Source organism: Winogradskyella sp. PC-19 (genome assembly GCF_002163855.1).
Classification (GTDB): domain Bacteria; phylum Bacteroidota; class Bacteroidia; order Flavobacteriales; family Flavobacteriaceae; genus Winogradskyella.
Genome location: NZ_CP019332.1, coordinates 2,880,273 through 2,897,432 on the forward strand (window position 1 = coordinate 2,880,273; position 17,160 = coordinate 2,897,432).

Below are 17,160 nucleotides of genomic sequence, written 5' to 3' on the forward strand. Positions count from 1 at the left end.
AATATTACACTTAAAACTTTTTTTTTGAAAACATTTAAAAAGTAATATAATCAAGACCTATTACGAAGTTTTCAGTTCCTTAAACTTTCTATGTCAGTCATTAATTCTTCTAGTTTTCTAAATACTCTTCCATAAACAATGTTTAAATCCCATTTATAAATCCGATCTCCAAAATACGCCAGTAACATTAAAATTATGAATACAATAACAATTCCTATTAGTGGGATTCCAAATATTAAATAGATATCAGGAAAACCTATGAGAACTTCATTTACTAATCTTTCTCCTAAAGGCATACCCTCTGCATCTTTAAACCAAAACCCTAAAATCATTGAGATAAATATCAATGGATACAAAAATCTTGAGAATTTCTTATTTACCGAGATTTGTTTATTTTTCCATTGGTTAAATGCCTTTAAGTATTGATAACTACTAACACCCAAATCTATTTGCTCTAAATCATTTAATAGCTTCTTATTGAAATATACAAGAACCGAAAGCATAACAAAAAATATGATACCTGTTATTGGTATTCCTATAAAATATGAGACTAATAAGAAAACAAATGAGAATACAACAATCGCAATCAAGTTGATTCTAAACATACGTTTAAATTTATCAATGATATGAATTGATTTTTGGTTGTAAAGATTGTTAATTTTTGGTGCTACTAAAGCATCACTCTTAAGAAAACCTTCTTTCCAAATATTTTCAATTGATCTTTCCATCTAATATTTTTTTTAATCTAATTTTAATTCTTTTAACACGCACACCAATATTATTTGGGTTAGTACCTATAATTTCTGCAATTTCCTTTTGCGATTTTTCTTCTAAATAAAGCATAATGATTGCTCTATCGATTTCCGATAGTTTTTTAATACCATCGTATAATAAATTGAGAGATTCGTCTGAAAACGCGAAGTTGTCTTCGGTTTCTTCAACAGTTATAGAATCCGATACAAAATGTTGAACATTATTTTTCTTTTTCTTAAGTAATGTTAAACAAACGTTTAATGAAATCCGATACACCCAAGTGCTCCATTGAGATTCTTCACGAAAGTTGTCTTTACTCCTCCAAATTTGTAAACACACTTCTTGGTAATAATCTTCAAAATCTTCTTGCGAGTTGGAATACGCTCGACATAATTTGATAATTATTCCTGCAAATGGTAAAATAGATGTTTTATAAAAATCGCTACTCAATAGTGTTCTTTTTATTGGTTAGTGGCTAAAATTTGGAATTATTACAGACAAATGGCAAAATTGTAAATGAATATTTTTTGAGAGATATTAAGCACAACGTTGTTGTATATGGTTTGTTGCGGATAAATCCGCGAGGATTTTCCGCTATATTGATTTGTCTTAAAGGTAGGAATTTTTCTTTGTTTTAACCAGCTGAGCAATTTACTATACACGTTGTTGTGCTTTCGTTATTCGCTGTTAGAAGCTAAAAGATTTAAAACCAATTCGGTTTGTTGCAATACATTGTCTGTTAATTCTATATACCTTGAAATGGTGTAACGTTCTTGTATCAAATGATTCACTAAATCTTTTGGTAAATCATTTACTTTTACATTTTTCCACAAGAGTTTGTGTGTAGCATTATTATCTAAAGGATTTCCAATGGTTGGATATTTACTTCCAAGGTTTAGCATAAAGTCTAAGAGGAGACCTTTATTACCATTTTGTACAGTTTTTTCAGTTGTTTGAAGTCGATTTAATTCCATAAGTTCTTTTCTTAGGTCTTTATCGAACAAATCTATTTTTCCACTAGATATGAGTAAATTGAAACTATTGGTATTGTAAACATTGGTGACTCTAATTCCAACAAATTCATTATTGTAGAGTTTATAATAACTTTCTAGATTATTAAAATGCCCATTTTCGATACTATCACCAAGTGAGTTAATCCTTTCAATTCTGAGATTGTTTCTTAAAAGACGAGCATTAATTTGAATTGTATCTTTTGTGTAATCATTAATTAAGGCTGTTTTGTATTCGTTTTTTAGAGTTTCTTTTTTTCTGTTTTCATTCCAATTATTAATCTGTAATGCAATCAGAATACCAATTACAACAAGTACAATTTCGCCAATTGCATACTTAAAATACTTTCCAGTTTTGTTTTCCATTAGCAAGTTTTGTCTTATTCTTCTAAAGAATTTTATCATTGGTTATTGGTTGGTTATAATGAAGCATAAACGTTGTTGTGCTTTCGTTATTTTAATTCATTATTTATTAAATCAATCAAATCGAGCGTTCTTTCTTTGTCTTCTTTAAACCATTGAATTATAGCTTGAGTTGAGAGTAATTTTACTTTAATAATATTAACAGTTTCGAAAAGTATATCTTTTTGTAACAAGTTAATGTTTGTTTGCTCTAGTTGTCTTGGGTAAGTTTCATTCATTTTAAAACTCTTAGTTATACTTGGATATGTTAAGTCAATGTTTTTAAGGAAAATTGGATTTATAACTAAATCTTTTACATCGTTATTTTTTTGAACTACCAATTCTCTTCGTTCAATATGTTGGTAATACTTTACAATTTCATCTCGAATTTCTCCATTATTAATGATTCCAATATCACCAGTTGATAATAATTGCGTGTAAGTTGTACGATTAGCTAAAAATGTAGTTCTGTCAAATACACTTCCAAAATAATTAAGAGTTGTGTCATTTAAATCGAACCTTTTATTTTTATTGTAAATTGATACTAGTTTTTGAATATCAAATAGATTCTCATTTTCCTCATTTAAATGATAATCTAAATTGATTAATTGTTGATTTAAATCGTTTACTATGCTTTCTAAATATTTCTCTTGTTTGGCATTATTAACCTGCTTTCCATACCAACTATTTATTTGAAGAGCAATCAAAATTCCAATAACCACGAGAACAATTTCTCCAATTGCGTATTTAAAATACTTTCCATTTTTATTTTCCATAAGCAAGTTTTGGCGGATTTTTCTAAAGAATTTTATCATTGGTTAAAGATTGGTTATAATGAAGCACAACGCAGCGCTATGTGCAGTTCTGCGTTTGGATTTAGTTTTTGTGTATCGAAGATACGATAAAAAGTAAATACAATAGAGCAGACCAAATTGCATTTAGCGACCTGATATGTACAGTTTTCCTCGATGGCACGTAAAAGTGATAATAAGCTATATGCCTAACGCCTACACCTAATGCAATTTGACATAGCGCTGCGATGATGTACATATCTCAAAGGGCGGGAATCGAGGAACGAGATGTAGCAATTTGAGTTCACTTTTGGGTGAATTGTACATCATCGGTTTTGTATATGTTTTGTTGCGTGGTTTAAGCACCGAATTTAGCAAATAAAAACCGAATAGAAAATCCGCGAGGATTTTCGTAAGTAGGCTAGAACTAGCAATAAATTATACACGTTGTTGTGCTTTCGTTTTTTTAATTTACGATTTAATCATTAACTATTCTAATTTAATTGTTTGTCAATCATATCCATAATTTCTACAAACTCATTTCTTAAAGCAGGACCTTCTTCAAAAATCCCTTGTAATGCAAAGCCTATATAAATCATTTGATTTTGAAATTCCCTAGACGGAATAACTTTTAAATAATTGATACTGTCCTTAACACGTTCTTCCTTTGTTCTGGGACGTTTATAAAATGAAAATGTTTTAACAAAATAAGGTTCCACATTTTGAGTAGTGTAATCTAGAGCAAACTGTTCATCATCTAAATAATCAACAATTACATCTTTTAATTTAGCAATTCTAATTTTTAGCTCATAATTACTTATGAGTTCAATTTTACCAGAATTAATTATTGAATTATAAATACCGCTACTGGGATTAAATGTCCAACTCCAATCTGCTTTATTGATTAAAGAATCTTGACTATCGAAACTTTCAAATCTTGGATCTAAATCTATTAACCTATTTAATATACTATCTCTTACTATATGATAGGTGTAGATACTATCAAATTTCACAATGTTTTCTTCTAACTCGGAGCGTAAACTTTGAAGCATTTTTTGCTCTTCGGAATCAATGTTTTGTTGCTGATTCCAATTATTGATTTGCAATGCGATTAGAATTCCAATCACGACAAGAATGATTTCTCCAATGGCGTATTTAAAGTATTTGCCAGTTTTGTTTTCCATAAGCAAGTTCTGTCTAATTTTCCGAAAGAATTTTATCATTGGTTAGTGGTTAGTGGTATGTAATTAGTAGAAAAGGAGCGTTTGCAAAACGCGATTCTACGTGCCGCAGGCAATTACATACCAACGGTCTCGTATAACCGGCAGTTACGGGTTTATATGCATTATTTTTCGGTTTAGGACTGACGTTCGCAATTCCGAGTGGATTCGGATGTAGTCGAATCCGCCGTAATTGCGGTTATACATTGTTGTAGGTAGTTTTCAATTAGTGATTCATTCATTACTACAATATATCAATGTCTATCAAATTCAACAGATTTTACTTTGTTTATAACCTCTGCACTTATCCAATATATGTTTGATAAACCACCTTCTTCGTCATATCTACTGAAAAATAAATATTTACCATCTGGAGTAAGACTCGGACACGTTTCAGCGAATTTAGAATTTACAGCGTCCCCAAGGTTGATTGGTTTTGACCATGTTCCGTCTTTATCCTTAAAACAAACATGAATATCTCTGTCTTTTGTCTCTTCATTTTCTTTTTGAGCATCTACTAGTATAAAGTCTTGAGAAGGGGAAATAAAACCGTGACCTCCATATTCAATTCCAACTTCATGTACTTCGGGAAATTCACCATTCTTATTTGGAGCATAATACATCTTCCATTGTGAAATACTCGTATAAAATAAGTCACCATTCTCAGAGGTATTTGAGTAAAAAACAATGTCATCATTAATTGGTGAATCAAGTTTTATCGCTTCACTCCAAGAATTCTCTAAACGGTTTACATACCAAATATTCTCATCTGAAAAAATTGAGTCATATGCAGTGAAAAAAATCTTTTCACCATTGAGACTAACGAAACCTTCAAGTTCATTTTTTTTCTTTCCTTTTGTAAAGTTTGCTATTTTAGGAGTAGACCATTTTTCGTCTTTGAGTCTTGAGAAATATACAACTTGAGGCTTCTCTTCTTTATTCCCAGAAAAATACATTTCATTCATATCAGGAGAAAACGAAACTGCATATTCATATCTTCCATTTACCGAAACAATTTCAGGAGCGAAAATTTCAGCAGTCGTTCCAGGTGGTTTTTGCCCAAAATATGAAACTTCTATAATTTTTGAATCTGAACTTTTAGATTGATTCTTTTTATTGCAAGCATTAAAAAAAACTACTATTGTAATTGATAAGAGAGATATTTGAAAATTTCGCATGATGTTTAAATTACCTACAACGATTTGTGTAAAATGCGTTTTAATGCATTTTTACACTTTGTTGTAAAACGTTACTTCAATATTTTTCTTTCGTTGACAACCTTGTCAATATTAATTTTAACTTCAGATTTTTGATTCATTGAGAAATCAATTTCATCTACAAAACCGAGGTGCTGTATAATATAGTCCTCTTCTAAAAAAGATCTTTGGCCTCTCATAAAACCCCAAGTATCATATTTATAATTTGATCGATACCTAATCGTTTTATTTGGTTTGATTTCTGCAACTTTATGTGCAGACCTTTCTGGTGACGGTATTTCTAAGAACGATACATTTTTTGAAGAAATTACGTGTATTTCAAATAACGAGTCTTTAATTCTTCTAATTTTTAATGAACCTAATTTCAGAAATAGATGATTTTTAGGATACATTGAAATATAAGATTTGTCTTCCCTGTTATCTTCACTTATAACAATTAAGCCAATTGATTTATTTAGTATGATTTCGGGTTTTAATTCTTTTAATAAGAAAAGTCTGTTTTCAATCTTTAATGCACAAGAAGAATGAGATTCATTCGCCCAGTTATTAAGTAACTTCTATACCCAGAATCGTACGATGATTTCATTCTTCTTTCGCTGTTATCAAATATCCTAATGAGTTCTATCATATTTTAAGACGGGTCAAAATGTTTTACAACGCAGCGCTATGTGCAGTTCTGCGTTTGGATTTAGTTTTTGTGTATCGAAGATACGATAAAAAGTAAATACAATAGAGCAGACCAAATTGCATTTAGCGACCTGATATGTACAGTTTTCCTCGATGGCACGTAAAAGTGATAATAAGCTATATGCCTAACGCCTACACCTAATGCAATTTGACATAGCGCTGCGATGATGTACATATCTCAAAGGGCGGGAATCGAGGAACGAGATGTAGCAATTTGAGTTCACTTTTGGGTGAATTGTACATCATCGTCCACTGTGTATGGCGTAGTGAGGCGCGCCTCATGGAAAGCCATTGTTGCGCCTCATTAGCTATACACGCTGTTGTATGTAGTTTCGTGTGTAGTTCACGTAGACTTGACTAAATATACATAAAATCGGCGAGGTGCGACAAACAGTGGACGTTGGTATGTAATTAGTAGAAAGGAAGCGTTTGCAAAACGCGATTCTACGTGCCGCAGGCAATTACATACCAACGGCCGGTATAAGAATAGTTGCGGGTTTGCGTGGCTAGAATTTCCGAAGGAAAAACAGATGTAGCAAACAAGCAACTACCTTAGTTATAGGACTAAACCGCAATTATTTTTATACATTGTTGTAGCCAGTATTTTTATTCAATTATTCTTTAATCTTCTCTATTGAACAATTTAAGTTTTTTACTTTCGGAATTTCACGAAAGGAACTTACTCTTTAATCAACCTATAAGTCTCTATTGATCCATTATCTCTAGATTTTACTTTTAATAGGTAAATTCCTGTTTTAAATGAGGATAAATCAATTTTTATATTATTGGTGGTTAATACCTTCTTGCCTAGCATATCATATAGTTCTACATTTAGTAAATTGTTACTGATCAAATTAATAAAACCTTTTGTAGGGTTAGGATAGATTTTTACTGTATTTATTTCTTCGTCTATTATACTTAGTGCGCTACATGCTTCTGTAATATCATTACAGCCTGTATTATTATTCGATATAGTTATATTTGAGTTAGAACCATTACATATGTAGTCAATATTACAATTAGTTAAATTACTATTGTTTTGAATGTAAAAATTATTTGAAACTGTTACTAAGGCGTTTAATCCTGTGATATCCGTTAAGCTTGCATTGTTTTCGAGAAAGAAATTACTCCCAATGGTTGCTAAACTAGATAGACCTGTTAAAGAAGTAAGCCCTCCGTTATCTTTTAAGTAAAAACTTAATCCTATAGAAGTTAGTCCGTTTAAGGCGCTTATATCCGTTAAGCTTGCATTGTTTTCGAGAAAGAAATTACTCCCAATGGTTGCTAAACTAGATAGACCTGTTAAAGAAGTAAGCCCTCCGTTATCTTTTAAGTAAAAACTTAATCCTATAGAAGTTAGTCCGATTAAGGCGCTTATATCCGTTAAGCTTGCATTGTTTTCGAGAAAGAAATTACTCCCAATGGTTGCTAAACTAGATAGACCTGTTAAAGAAGTAAGCCCTCCGTTATCTTTTAAGTAAAAACTTAATCCTATAGAAGTTAGTCCGTTTAAGGCGCTTATATCCGTTAAGCTTGCATTGTTTTCGAGAAAGAAATTACTCCCAATGGTTGCTAAATTAGATAGACCTGTTAAAGAAGTAAGTCCTACATTATCTTTTAAGTAAAAACTTAATCCTATAGAAGTTAGTCCGTTTAAGGCGCTTATATCCGTTAAGCTTGCATTGTTTTCGAGAAAGAAATTACTCCCAATGGTTGCTAAATTAGATAGACCTGTTAAAGAAGTAAGTCCTACATTATCTTTTATAAAAACGGAATTATTTACTGATGTTATACTTGATAATGGGCTAAGGTTGGTAGCATTAGTACCCTCTATTTTTAAACTATTATTTAACTGTGTACAATTAGGATAGTTAGTTGAAAAATTGTCAATATCATTTTGACTAGATAAAACAATATCTGAATTTGGACATTGAGAAAAACAGTTAAATGAAATAAAGAAAATTGTTAAAATTGTTAGTGTTTTCATGTTTATTTAAAAATTGGATTATTAAAATATACTATTTATTTTGATGGTAATTTGCAATTCATATTGGCTACAACTAGTTATAAACCTATATTATGACTTGTTTTATCCGTAAGTCTTTCTACTAATTTTCAAATTCTTAAATCTATTTCGTTGGTACCGGAAATCCTCGGTCTTTCATCAGTGCTTCAATCTTAGCATCACGACCTCTAAATAATCGGTAAGCTTCTGCTGGATCCATAGCGTTACGAGGTGCAAACAAATACTTTACTAATCTATCGGCAACGCCTTTGTCATAAAATCCACCTGGAGCTTCTCTAAACGCTTCTGAGGCATCACTTGTTAGTACATCTGCCCACATGTAACCGTAGTAAGCAGTTGCGTAACCTTCGCCAGAAAATACATGTCCAAAATGTGGTGTTCTGTGACGCATTGGTAATTCTTTAGGCATACCAAGTTCGTCTAGTGTTTCGCGTTCAAATTTATCGATATCTATGTCTGTTGGGTCTGCTAAATGTAGCTTCATATCAATCAAAGCAGATGCCAGATATTCTGTGGTACCAAAACCTTGGTTAAAGGTCGATGCTTTCTTTATCTTTTCTACTAAAGCTGCAGGAATAGGTTCGCCAGTTTTGTAATGTACCAAATACTGGTTAATGACTTTGTCTGTCGATAACCAACGCTCTAATAATTGCGATTGAAACTCGGTATAATCTCTAACGCCACCCTGTAATGTTGGGTATTTTACATCGGCAGAGAAGAAGTGTAAGGCATGGCCAAACTCATGAAAAAATGTATTTGCATCGTCCCAAGAAATTAATACGGCTTCGCCTGGAGCAGGTTTTACAAAGTTATTGTTATTAGAAGCTAAAACATTAGTCTGTCCTTCAAAAGAGGTAGAGCTTCTGTAAGTGGTTGCCCAAGCACCAGAACGTTTGCCTTCGCGTGCATAAGTATCTAAATACCATAAGCCAATATGTTTGCCAGAATCTTTATCGGTTACTTCCCAAACTTTTACGTCTTCATGAAATACGGGTACAGAACCTTCCTTGACTGGTGTAAATTTGTAATTAAATAACTCACTAGCCGTAAAAAACATGGCTTCGCGTAATTTATCGAGTTGTAGATATTCTTTTACCTCGTCACTGTCTAAATCGTATTTCTTTTTACGAACTTTTTCGGCATAGTAGCGATAATCCCAAGGCTCAATTGTAATATTATCGCCTAGTTCATTAGCTACGGTTTGCATATCTGCAACTTCTTCTTTTACACGTGCAATAGCAGCTGGCCAAACGTTAAGCATCAAATCCATAGCATTCTCCGGAGTTTTTGCCATACGGTCTTGTAAGCGCCATTGTGCATAATTGTCATAGCCCATTAAGCCTACTCGTTCTTTACGTAGTTTTAATATTTCGGCAATGATTTTATTGTTATCATATTCGTCACCGTTATCGCCACGCGAATAATAGTTTTTCCAAACTTGCTCACGTAATTCGCGCTCAGTAGAATACTTTAAAAATGGGTCCATTGAAGAACGCGTATTCACAATTGCATATTTGCCGTCTTGTCCTTTGTCAGTAGCAATCTTAGCGGCAGATTTTACAAATCCATCTGCTAATCCACCTAATTGGTCTTTGTCAAGGTAGGTGACATAATTTTCTTCGTCATGTAACACGTTATTTGCAAAACTGTTATAAAGACTTGATAGTTCTTTGTTGATTTCGGCATAGCGTTTTTTCTTTTCGACATCTAGGTTGGCGCCATTCATTTCAAAACCTTTGTAAGTTAAGTCAACAACACGTTGTGCTTGTGGCTCTAAAGGAGTTATCTGAGATGCATCATAAACCGCTTTTACACGCTGAAATAATTTTTCGTTTTGAGAAATTTTAGAATTAAACTCTGATAGTTTTGGTGCTAATTCTGCTTGGACTTCTCTAAATTCAGGTGAAGACATGTTAGAACTCATGATACCGTAATAGGTAAACACACGGTTTAGTGCTTTACCAGAGCTTTCCATTTTTACAATGGTGTTTTCAAAAGTTGGTGCTTCTGGGTTATTTGCTATGGCGTCAATCTCTTCAAGATTAAGTGCCATACCTTTTTCTACAGCATCCTTAACGTCAGCGACATTCATTTTGTCAAATGCAGGTACGCCTTGGTAATCGCCTTCCCATTCTTGAAGTAAGATATTGTTTTCGGTCATTTGATTTTCGTTTTGACTGGTCTCTTCTTTACAGCTAGACACTAGTACGATACTGCAAATAGCAATCGTTTTTATAGATTTTGAAATCATAAGGGTTGAGTTAAAAAAAGTTATGTTGTACAAGTTATAAAAATTGAAATATCGAAATCTTAATTATTCTATAATTTCAACAGTCTTAATATAAACGCTCTTTACTGGCCATTCGCCTTCGTCGGTTTCTACAGCATTGATTTTATCGACGACAGCCATACCAGAAATAACTTCGCCAAAAACGGTGTAATCGCCATCCAAAAATGGCGCGCCACCTTTTCTGTTGACAATAAAAAATTGATAAGGAGAAGCTAGTTTATAAGGGTTTTCTATTTCGCTACTTGGCATAGACACAGCACCGCGTTTGTGTGTGTAGCCACGTTTGGTATCTGGCGGTAATAAGTAACGTCCAATTTTTTTTCGACGCTTGGCGATATTCATACCATCGCTACTGCCACCTTGAATTATAAAATTAGGTACCACACGATAAAACTGCGTATAATCAAAATACTTTTGTTCTGCTAAGAATATAAAATTAGCGCGATGAAAAATCGTTTTTTCGTAAAGTAAGATGTCTATATTACCAAAATCGGTGACGATACGTACCTTGTTTTGTTTATGAGAATTACCATATTCTCTAAAGAAGTCCATGGCATTGTCATCGCTTAATTTTGGGTATTCACGTAAATCTTTTTGCTTTTTTACAGGTGTGTTTTTTTTCTCGACGTTGCTGTCAGTAACTTTGGTATTTTGTTTTGAAGTTTGCTTATCTTCACAGCTCATAATTAAGCAAACACAAAAGAAAAGAAGAATTCTCATAAATGGACTTTAATACGTTTTTAGAATCAATTGTAAATATAAAAGATTTGCCGCTTTTGGGAGAAGAAGCGCATGCAAAACTGTCGCCACCATATCGACTAGAACTTGCCGAAAAGTATAAGGAAAAGCGAAAAACAGCACCCAAAGCTGGTGTTATGGCATTATTTTATCCTGATGATAAATATATTACGCATTTGGTTTTTATACTCCGAAAGTCATACAAAGGTGTACACTCTGCACAAGTTGGTTTCCCTGGTGGAAAGGTAGAGGATACAGATACCGATTTACAAGAAACAGCATTGCGCGAAACAGAAGAAGAAGTTGGTGTGCCAATACATCAAATAGAAGTATTAAAAACACTATCGCCATTATACATACCGCCAAGCAATTTTATGGTACATCCTTTTTTAGGTATTGCAAAGCAGCAATTACAATTTATAAAACAAGAATCTGAGGTTGAAGATATTTTAGAAGTAAAACTTGCAGACTTTTTAAACGAAAATAATGTTGTAAATACGAAGGTGCCAACAAGTTATAATGTTGAGGTTGAAGTGCCTGCATTTACATTAAACGGTCATATCGTTTGGGGTGCCACTGCAATGATGCTTTCAGAAATTAAAGTATTATTAAAAGAGATACTCTAAGCAGGTTATTTTATTACATTTGTTATCCGATAAATGTGAAATGATACTATGGGTTTATTCAAAACCAATCCTTTTGGACATATACTTTTTGTAAAAAAATGGCTTATCAGAATTCTTGGTTTGTTAACACACAGGCGTTTTAGAGGCTTTAATGATTTACAAATTGAAGGTTCTGAAATCATAAAAAACTTACCTGATACCAACGTACTTTTTATTTCTAATCATCAAACATATTTTGCAGATGTTATCTCGATGTTTCATGTGTTTAATGCTAGTTTGAGTGGTCGTTTAGATAATATAAAAAATGTAGGTTATTTATGGAATCCTAAGCTAAACATGTATTATGTAGCAGCAAAGGAAACTATGAAATCTGGTATAATACCAAAGATATTTGCTTATACAGGTTCTATTAGTATTGAACGTACTTGGCGTTCTCAAGGTAAAGATGTTAATCGTCAGGTGAAAATGAGTGATATTAGTGCTATAAAAAAGGCCTTGGACGATGGTTGGGTAGTGACGTTTCCACAAGGGACAACAACACCATTCAAACCTATTAGAAAAGGAACAGCTCATATCATAAAACAATACAAACCTGTAGTAGTGCCTATCGTTATCGATGGTTTTAGACGTTCTTTTGACAAAAAAGGGTTACGTATCAAAAAGAAAAACATATACCAATCTTTTGAAGTCAAACAGCCTTTAGAGATTGATTACGATAATGAATCGATTGCAGATATTGTTGAAAAAATAGAATACGCAATTGAGCAACATCCTTCATTTTTAAAAGTAATTCCTCAAGAAGAACTTGAAGAAAAAGAGCGTCTTAATAAAGAGCTTCGAGATTGGTAGAATTTAAACGCTAGTAATTAATCTGCTGCTAAAAGCTTTTCAACTTGTGTTTTAAACTCCTCTTTTTTATCGACACTTAAAGCTAGACTTTTATATGCTCTTTGGATACCATATAAGCCAATCATAGTATTTGGTTCTTTAAGATGGATGATAAGATTATGGCTTTCAAGGTTACCAAGTAAGGACATTTTTTTAATCTCTGATTTTTCTTCTAAATCTTTTGAACTTATTTCGATAGAAGCAATAGTCTTTATATCTATTTCAGTTTCTTTCATGATACCATAACGAAGGTATAATTTATTATTCTCGATAACAATTGGTCTTTTTAAAATTGACTTTACAAAGCCAATGACTTGCAATCCGGTGTAGGTACTAAGAATAGTCAAAATCCATACTCCAATTATATTAGACGATTGTCTAAGTAAATAGTGTACTCCGACAGTCTCGACAGCAATTATTAGTATAAAAGCTATAAATAAGCCAATGCTTCCGCTGCTTTTGTGATACGTAAATTCGTTAGGATTAAGTTTGCGTTTTTTCCAATTAATTAATCCATAGTAGATGACTGCAATCTCAGTAGCAAATGGAATAGCTAAAAATCTTGGTAAAATGTCACGAGACGTTTGTTTTAGTATGGTATAAAAATCTGCTTGCGAGTTTGCTTGTCGATTTTCTTTAAATGTCTTAACTGTGTTTCTAACCTTTAATAGAACGTAAGCCACAACAAATAATTCAACAATAGGTAAAACCCAAGTTTTAAATAAGCTTAATAAGCGCTGATTTTCTTCAGGGATAATATATGAAGCTAAGATAATACCTGCTATTGTAACTGGTATTACCGTTAGTTTAGGAATGTTTGTTTTACGAATTAGTAAAAAATAAATCAACGGAATTGTTAGCAAGACATCAATGGTTATCAAAGGCGATAATCGAGATGTTTCTAAAGCAAAAACTGACGATGTTCCAAATAAATAAAGTGATAAAAATGATAACGTAACAAAACCAAAAACGGATAATTTTCTTTGTAATGTCATTCGGTTAAATTTAGACTTCTAACTTTTTTAACTCTTTGTAATTTTTGTTTAAACGTTTTAAAAGTATACCATAAAGTAAGTAATAAACACCGTAGAAAAAGGCAATGATACCTGCTGTAACTAATACAATTACAATACCTAAAGTTGCATACTCTGCGAAATGTGCGTTGGCGTTAAATTGTTCTGCACCACCTTCGGTATTAACATAACCAATATAAAGTCCTACACACGAAAATATACCAGCCACAACTAAGTTAAATAGGACATAGTACTTAACTGTACGTCTTGTTTTTAATATTGACTTTATAAGTTTTCTTACACTATCGGTAGCAGTTATATTTTTATAATTCTTATAAAAGAAATAAACAAAAACAGCTATAACAGGGAAAGTTGCATAAGACATGATTTCAATCCATTGAGGAAACTCTATCTGACTTTCAATTTTTGGATTTAATAAAATAAGTAATAACCCAACTCCAAACTCAATAAGACTGATGTAAAAAATCCATTTTACTATGCTCGACGATTTAGCATGCGACATTTTATAAATCTCGTCGTATGACAATTCCGGATATTCCACTGGATTGCTTTGCCAATCTTTTTTTAATAATTCTAATTCATCCATAACGTTACGGATTTAATATTGCTTTTAATTTTTTCTTTACACGATTCATTTTTACACGTGCATTAACCTCGGTAATACCAAGGGTTTCGCTGATTTCTCTATAATCTTTATCTTCAAGATATAATAGTACTAGTGCTTTTTCTATATCATTTAATTGGTGTACAGCCTGGTACAACAATTTTAATTGTTCTTCTTCTGTGCTATCGTATTCTTCAGCTTTAATCTTAAACTGATATGCATCAAAATCCGACGTTTTGATTCGACGTTTAGACTTTCGATATAAGGTAATGGCAGTGTTAAGACCAACACGATACATCCAAGTACTGAATTTTGAATCGCCTCTAAACTTAGGATATGCACGCCATAATTGTATGGTTATTTCCTGAAATAGGTCATTATGTGCATCCTGATTATTGGTATAAAGCCTACATACTTTATGCACAATATTCTGGTGTTTTTGAAGCTGCTCTACAAAGCTATGTTCCAATTCTTTGTCCAATAGTTTCTGGTGGTTGATTTAGTTATTCTGTAAGTCATCAAAGTTATAGATATGTTACAGTTTATTGCATGAATTTTGTAATTAAATGCAATTCGTCATTAGATTACTACAGTTCGGTAATTAATAATTCTGTAAACATAAAAAAGTGAAGATGTTTGCTTCATCAATCAAAATGAACAGTAAATCATCAAAAAATGAATTCATCAATCAAAAAACGAACACAATTAATCACCTTTCTCTTTTTAACTTTTAGCTTTTTTGCATTAGCCCAAACAACAATCTCAGGAAAAGTTATTGACACTAAAGGAAATCCTATAGCTGGAGCTAACGTGTATCTCGATGGTACTTATGATGGAGCAACTACAATAGAAGATGGTACGTTTTCTTTTGAAACTGAAGAAAGTGGAGTCCAAGCTTTAGTCGTCTCATTTCTATCTTACGAAACAAAAACCCTAAGCTTAGATGTGTCTCTTTTAAATAAGTTAGAAATCAAACTTCGTGAAGATGTCAATACCTTAGATACGGTAGTTTTGTCCGCAGGAACTTTTGAAGCTAATGATAATAGTAAGGTTTCAGTTTTAAAACCTTTGGACGTTGTAACTACAGCTAGTGCACTAGGAGATTTTGTTGGTGCATTACAGACGTTACCTGGTACTTCTAATAATGCCGAAGATGGACGATTGTTTGTTCGTGGAGGTGATGCAAACGAAACTCAGATTTTTATCGATGGTATCAGAGTCTTTACGCCATACACACCAACTACAAACAATTTACCAACACGCGGTCGTTATTCGCCCTTTTTGTTTGATGGCATTACATTTTCTACAGGTGGATATTCTGCCGAATATGGACAGGCCTTATCAAGTGTACTTTTATTAAATACTATTGATGAGCCAGATCAAGAAAAAACAGAAATAGGAGTAATGACTGTAGGAGCTACTTTGGGAAATACTCAAAAATGGGAGAAGTCTTCGGTTAGTGTCAATGCGTCTTATATAAATTTAGCACCATACTTGGCAGTATATTCTGACCGAAACGATTGGGAAAAACCTTTTGAGGGCTTGTCAGGTGAAACTGTTTTTAGAAGAAAATTCACGAATGGAAATTTAAAGTTTTATGCAGCTTTTGACACAACAAATTTTGAGCTAACTCAAGAGGATATTAATGAGGCTGATGGCTTACAATTCAAATTAAAGAACAGTAATTTTTATACAAATGCATCTTATAAAGGCATTTTAGAAAATAATTGGAGTATAACTACAGGATTAAGTTACACGCATGCAAGAAATAAAATTGGAGTAGAAGTCAATGACATTGATGATAAAGAAAACTCTTTTCATGCCAAGTTGAAATTAAAAAAACGTTTCAATAGCCGATTTAAATTAAATTTTGGTGTAGAACAATTTTTAACAGACTTTACTGAAGATTTTTCTAACCCATCATTTAATGAATCCTACGGATTTAATAATAATATTACTGCTGGATTTGCAGAAGCAGATTTGGTGTTCTCAAAAGATTTAGCCCTTAAGGTCGGATTACGTGCAGATTATAGTTCAATCTTCGAAAGTTTAAATATAGCTCCAAGAGCAGCTGTAGCTTATAAAGTATCTGACAACTCGCAATTATCCTTAGCATATGGTAACTTTTATCAGAATCCAAATGCTGGTGCTCTAAAATTCACTCAAGATTTAGAACCACAAATGACATCGCATTATATTTTTAATTACCAGTATGTCAATGATGGTCGTATTTTTAGAGCAGAGCTATACCGTAAAAATTATGAGAACTTAGTCAAATTTGATACTCAACTCGAACAGTTTGATAGTAACTTTAATTCAAATGGTAGCGGTTATGCTCAAGGATTAGATGTTTTTTGGAGAGATAATACAAGCATCAAGAACTTAGATTACTGGGTTAGTTATTCGCTTTTAGATACGCAACGTGACCATCGTAATTTTTTGAACGCAGCACAGCCAAATTTTGCAAGTAAGCATAATTTTTCAGTGGTTGGTAAGTATTGGGTAGAGGGTTTAAAGAGTCAAATAGGTTTAGATTATGTGCATGCTTCTGGTCGTCCATACACAGACCCAAATACCAATCAATTTTTAGGTGAGCGTACCAAAAGTTTTAATAGTGTTAGTTTTAATTGGGCATATTTGATAAGTCAACAGAAAATTTTATACTTTTCTGTAAACAATGTTTTTGGCTTTAAAAACATTAATGGTTATCAATATTCAAACACACAAAACCCAAGCGGAAATTTTAGTAGACGCGCGTTAACGCCAGCTGCTGACCAGTTTTTCTTTGTAGGATTCTTTTGGACAATAAGTGAGAATAAGACTGATAATCAGCTTGATAATTTGTAATTTTCATTGAGCTCAATTTTGCCACAT

General features: G+C 32.6%; 16 protein-coding genes. 3 read left to right on the forward strand and 13 right to left on the reverse strand.

The features are described from left to right. Window positions 1-71 precede the first annotated feature (71 nt). The 10 genes from BTO05_RS13425 to BTO05_RS13470 all read right to left on the reverse strand — a co-directional run bounded on the left by BTO05_RS13425 (window position 72) and on the right by BTO05_RS13470 (window position 11,080). Window positions 72-728 (reverse strand): hypothetical protein, encoded by a 657-nt coding sequence (locus BTO05_RS13425; protein WP_087493163.1) that lies wholly within the window; start codon window positions 726-728, stop codon window positions 72-74. Next, window positions 712-1,203, reverse strand: a complete 492-nt coding sequence (locus tag BTO05_RS13430) for an RNA polymerase sigma factor (protein WP_087493164.1) — start codon at window positions 1,201-1,203, stop codon at window positions 712-714. The genes BTO05_RS13425 and BTO05_RS13430 overlap by 17 nt, the downstream gene beginning before the upstream one ends. A 227-nt stretch (window positions 1,204-1,430) precedes the next feature. After that, the gene (locus BTO05_RS13435) at window positions 1,431-2,129 is read right to left on the reverse strand and encodes a DUF6090 family protein (RefSeq protein WP_198295280.1); all 699 of its coding nucleotides are present in this window, start codon (window positions 2,127-2,129) and stop codon (window positions 1,431-1,433) included. An 86-nt stretch (window positions 2,130-2,215) separates the two neighbouring features. Further along, on the reverse strand, window positions 2,216-2,941 hold the full coding sequence (locus BTO05_RS13440) for a DUF6090 family protein (protein WP_157662595.1): 726 nt from the start codon (window positions 2,939-2,941) through the stop codon (window positions 2,216-2,218). Window positions 2,942-3,450: 509 nt separating this feature from the next. After that, window positions 3,451-4,140, reverse strand: coding sequence for a DUF6090 family protein (locus tag BTO05_RS13445; protein WP_087493167.1), 690 nt, complete (start codon window positions 4,138-4,140; stop codon window positions 3,451-3,453). Window positions 4,141-4,430: 290 nt separating this feature from the next. Continuing rightward, window positions 4,431-5,354, reverse strand: coding sequence for a PD40 domain-containing protein (locus tag BTO05_RS13450; protein WP_087493168.1), 924 nt, complete (start codon window positions 5,352-5,354; stop codon window positions 4,431-4,433). A 71-nt stretch (window positions 5,355-5,425) separates the two neighbouring features. Further along, a complete protein-coding gene (locus BTO05_RS13455; protein WP_087493169.1) occupies window positions 5,426-5,785 on the reverse strand; it encodes a hypothetical protein in 360 nt (119 codons plus the stop codon). A 974-nt stretch (window positions 5,786-6,759) separates the two neighbouring features. Further along, window positions 6,760-8,067 (reverse strand): T9SS type A sorting domain-containing protein, encoded by a 1,308-nt coding sequence (locus BTO05_RS13460; RefSeq protein WP_087493170.1) that lies wholly within the window; start codon window positions 8,065-8,067, stop codon window positions 6,760-6,762. Window positions 8,068-8,209: 142 nt separating this feature from the next. Then, window positions 8,210-10,357, reverse strand: a complete 2,148-nt coding sequence (locus BTO05_RS13465) for a M3 family metallopeptidase (RefSeq protein ID WP_087493171.1) — start codon at window positions 10,355-10,357, stop codon at window positions 8,210-8,212. A 63-nt stretch (window positions 10,358-10,420) separates the two neighbouring features. Further along, entirely contained in the window at window positions 10,421-11,080 is a 660-nt protein-coding gene (locus BTO05_RS13470) for a peptidylprolyl isomerase (protein ID WP_232459750.1), read from the reverse strand. A gap of 38 nt (window positions 11,081-11,118) precedes the next feature. Here BTO05_RS13470 and BTO05_RS13475 point away from each other — a divergent pair, with 38 nt between their 5' ends. After that, window positions 11,119-11,760 carry an NUDIX hydrolase gene (locus tag BTO05_RS13475; protein WP_087493173.1) on the forward strand — a complete coding sequence of 214 codons (642 nt, stop codon included), beginning with the start codon at window positions 11,119-11,121 and terminating at the stop codon, window positions 11,758-11,760. Window positions 11,761-11,808: 48 nt separating this feature from the next. Further along, entirely contained in the window at window positions 11,809-12,609 is an 801-nt protein-coding gene (locus BTO05_RS13480; RefSeq protein WP_087493174.1) for a lysophospholipid acyltransferase family protein, read from the forward strand. A 17-nt stretch (window positions 12,610-12,626) separates the two neighbouring features. Here BTO05_RS13480 and BTO05_RS13485 read toward each other — a convergent pair whose 3' ends face one another. Genes BTO05_RS13485 through BTO05_RS13495 form a run of 3 tightly spaced genes read right to left on the reverse strand, consistent with a single transcriptional unit; the run spans window position 12,627 to window position 14,767 of the window. Beyond that, window positions 12,627-13,643 carry a hypothetical protein gene (locus tag BTO05_RS13485; RefSeq protein WP_087493175.1) on the reverse strand — a complete coding sequence of 339 codons (1,017 nt, stop codon included), beginning with the start codon at window positions 13,641-13,643 and terminating at the stop codon, window positions 12,627-12,629. 10 nt (window positions 13,644-13,653) lie between these two features. Next, window positions 13,654-14,268, reverse strand: coding sequence for a hypothetical protein (locus tag BTO05_RS13490; protein WP_087493176.1), 615 nt, complete (start codon window positions 14,266-14,268; stop codon window positions 13,654-13,656). A 4-nt stretch (window positions 14,269-14,272) separates the two neighbouring features. Further along, entirely contained in the window at window positions 14,273-14,767 is a 495-nt protein-coding gene (locus tag BTO05_RS13495; protein WP_087493177.1) for an RNA polymerase sigma factor, read from the reverse strand. Window positions 14,768-14,961: 194 nt separating this feature from the next. Between BTO05_RS13495 and BTO05_RS13500 the strand changes: the two genes are divergently transcribed. Further along, complete coding sequence (locus BTO05_RS13500) at window positions 14,962-17,133, forward strand: TonB-dependent receptor (protein ID WP_087493178.1); 2,172 nt, start codon at window positions 14,962-14,964, stop codon at window positions 17,131-17,133. Window positions 17,134-17,160 lie beyond the last annotated feature (27 nt).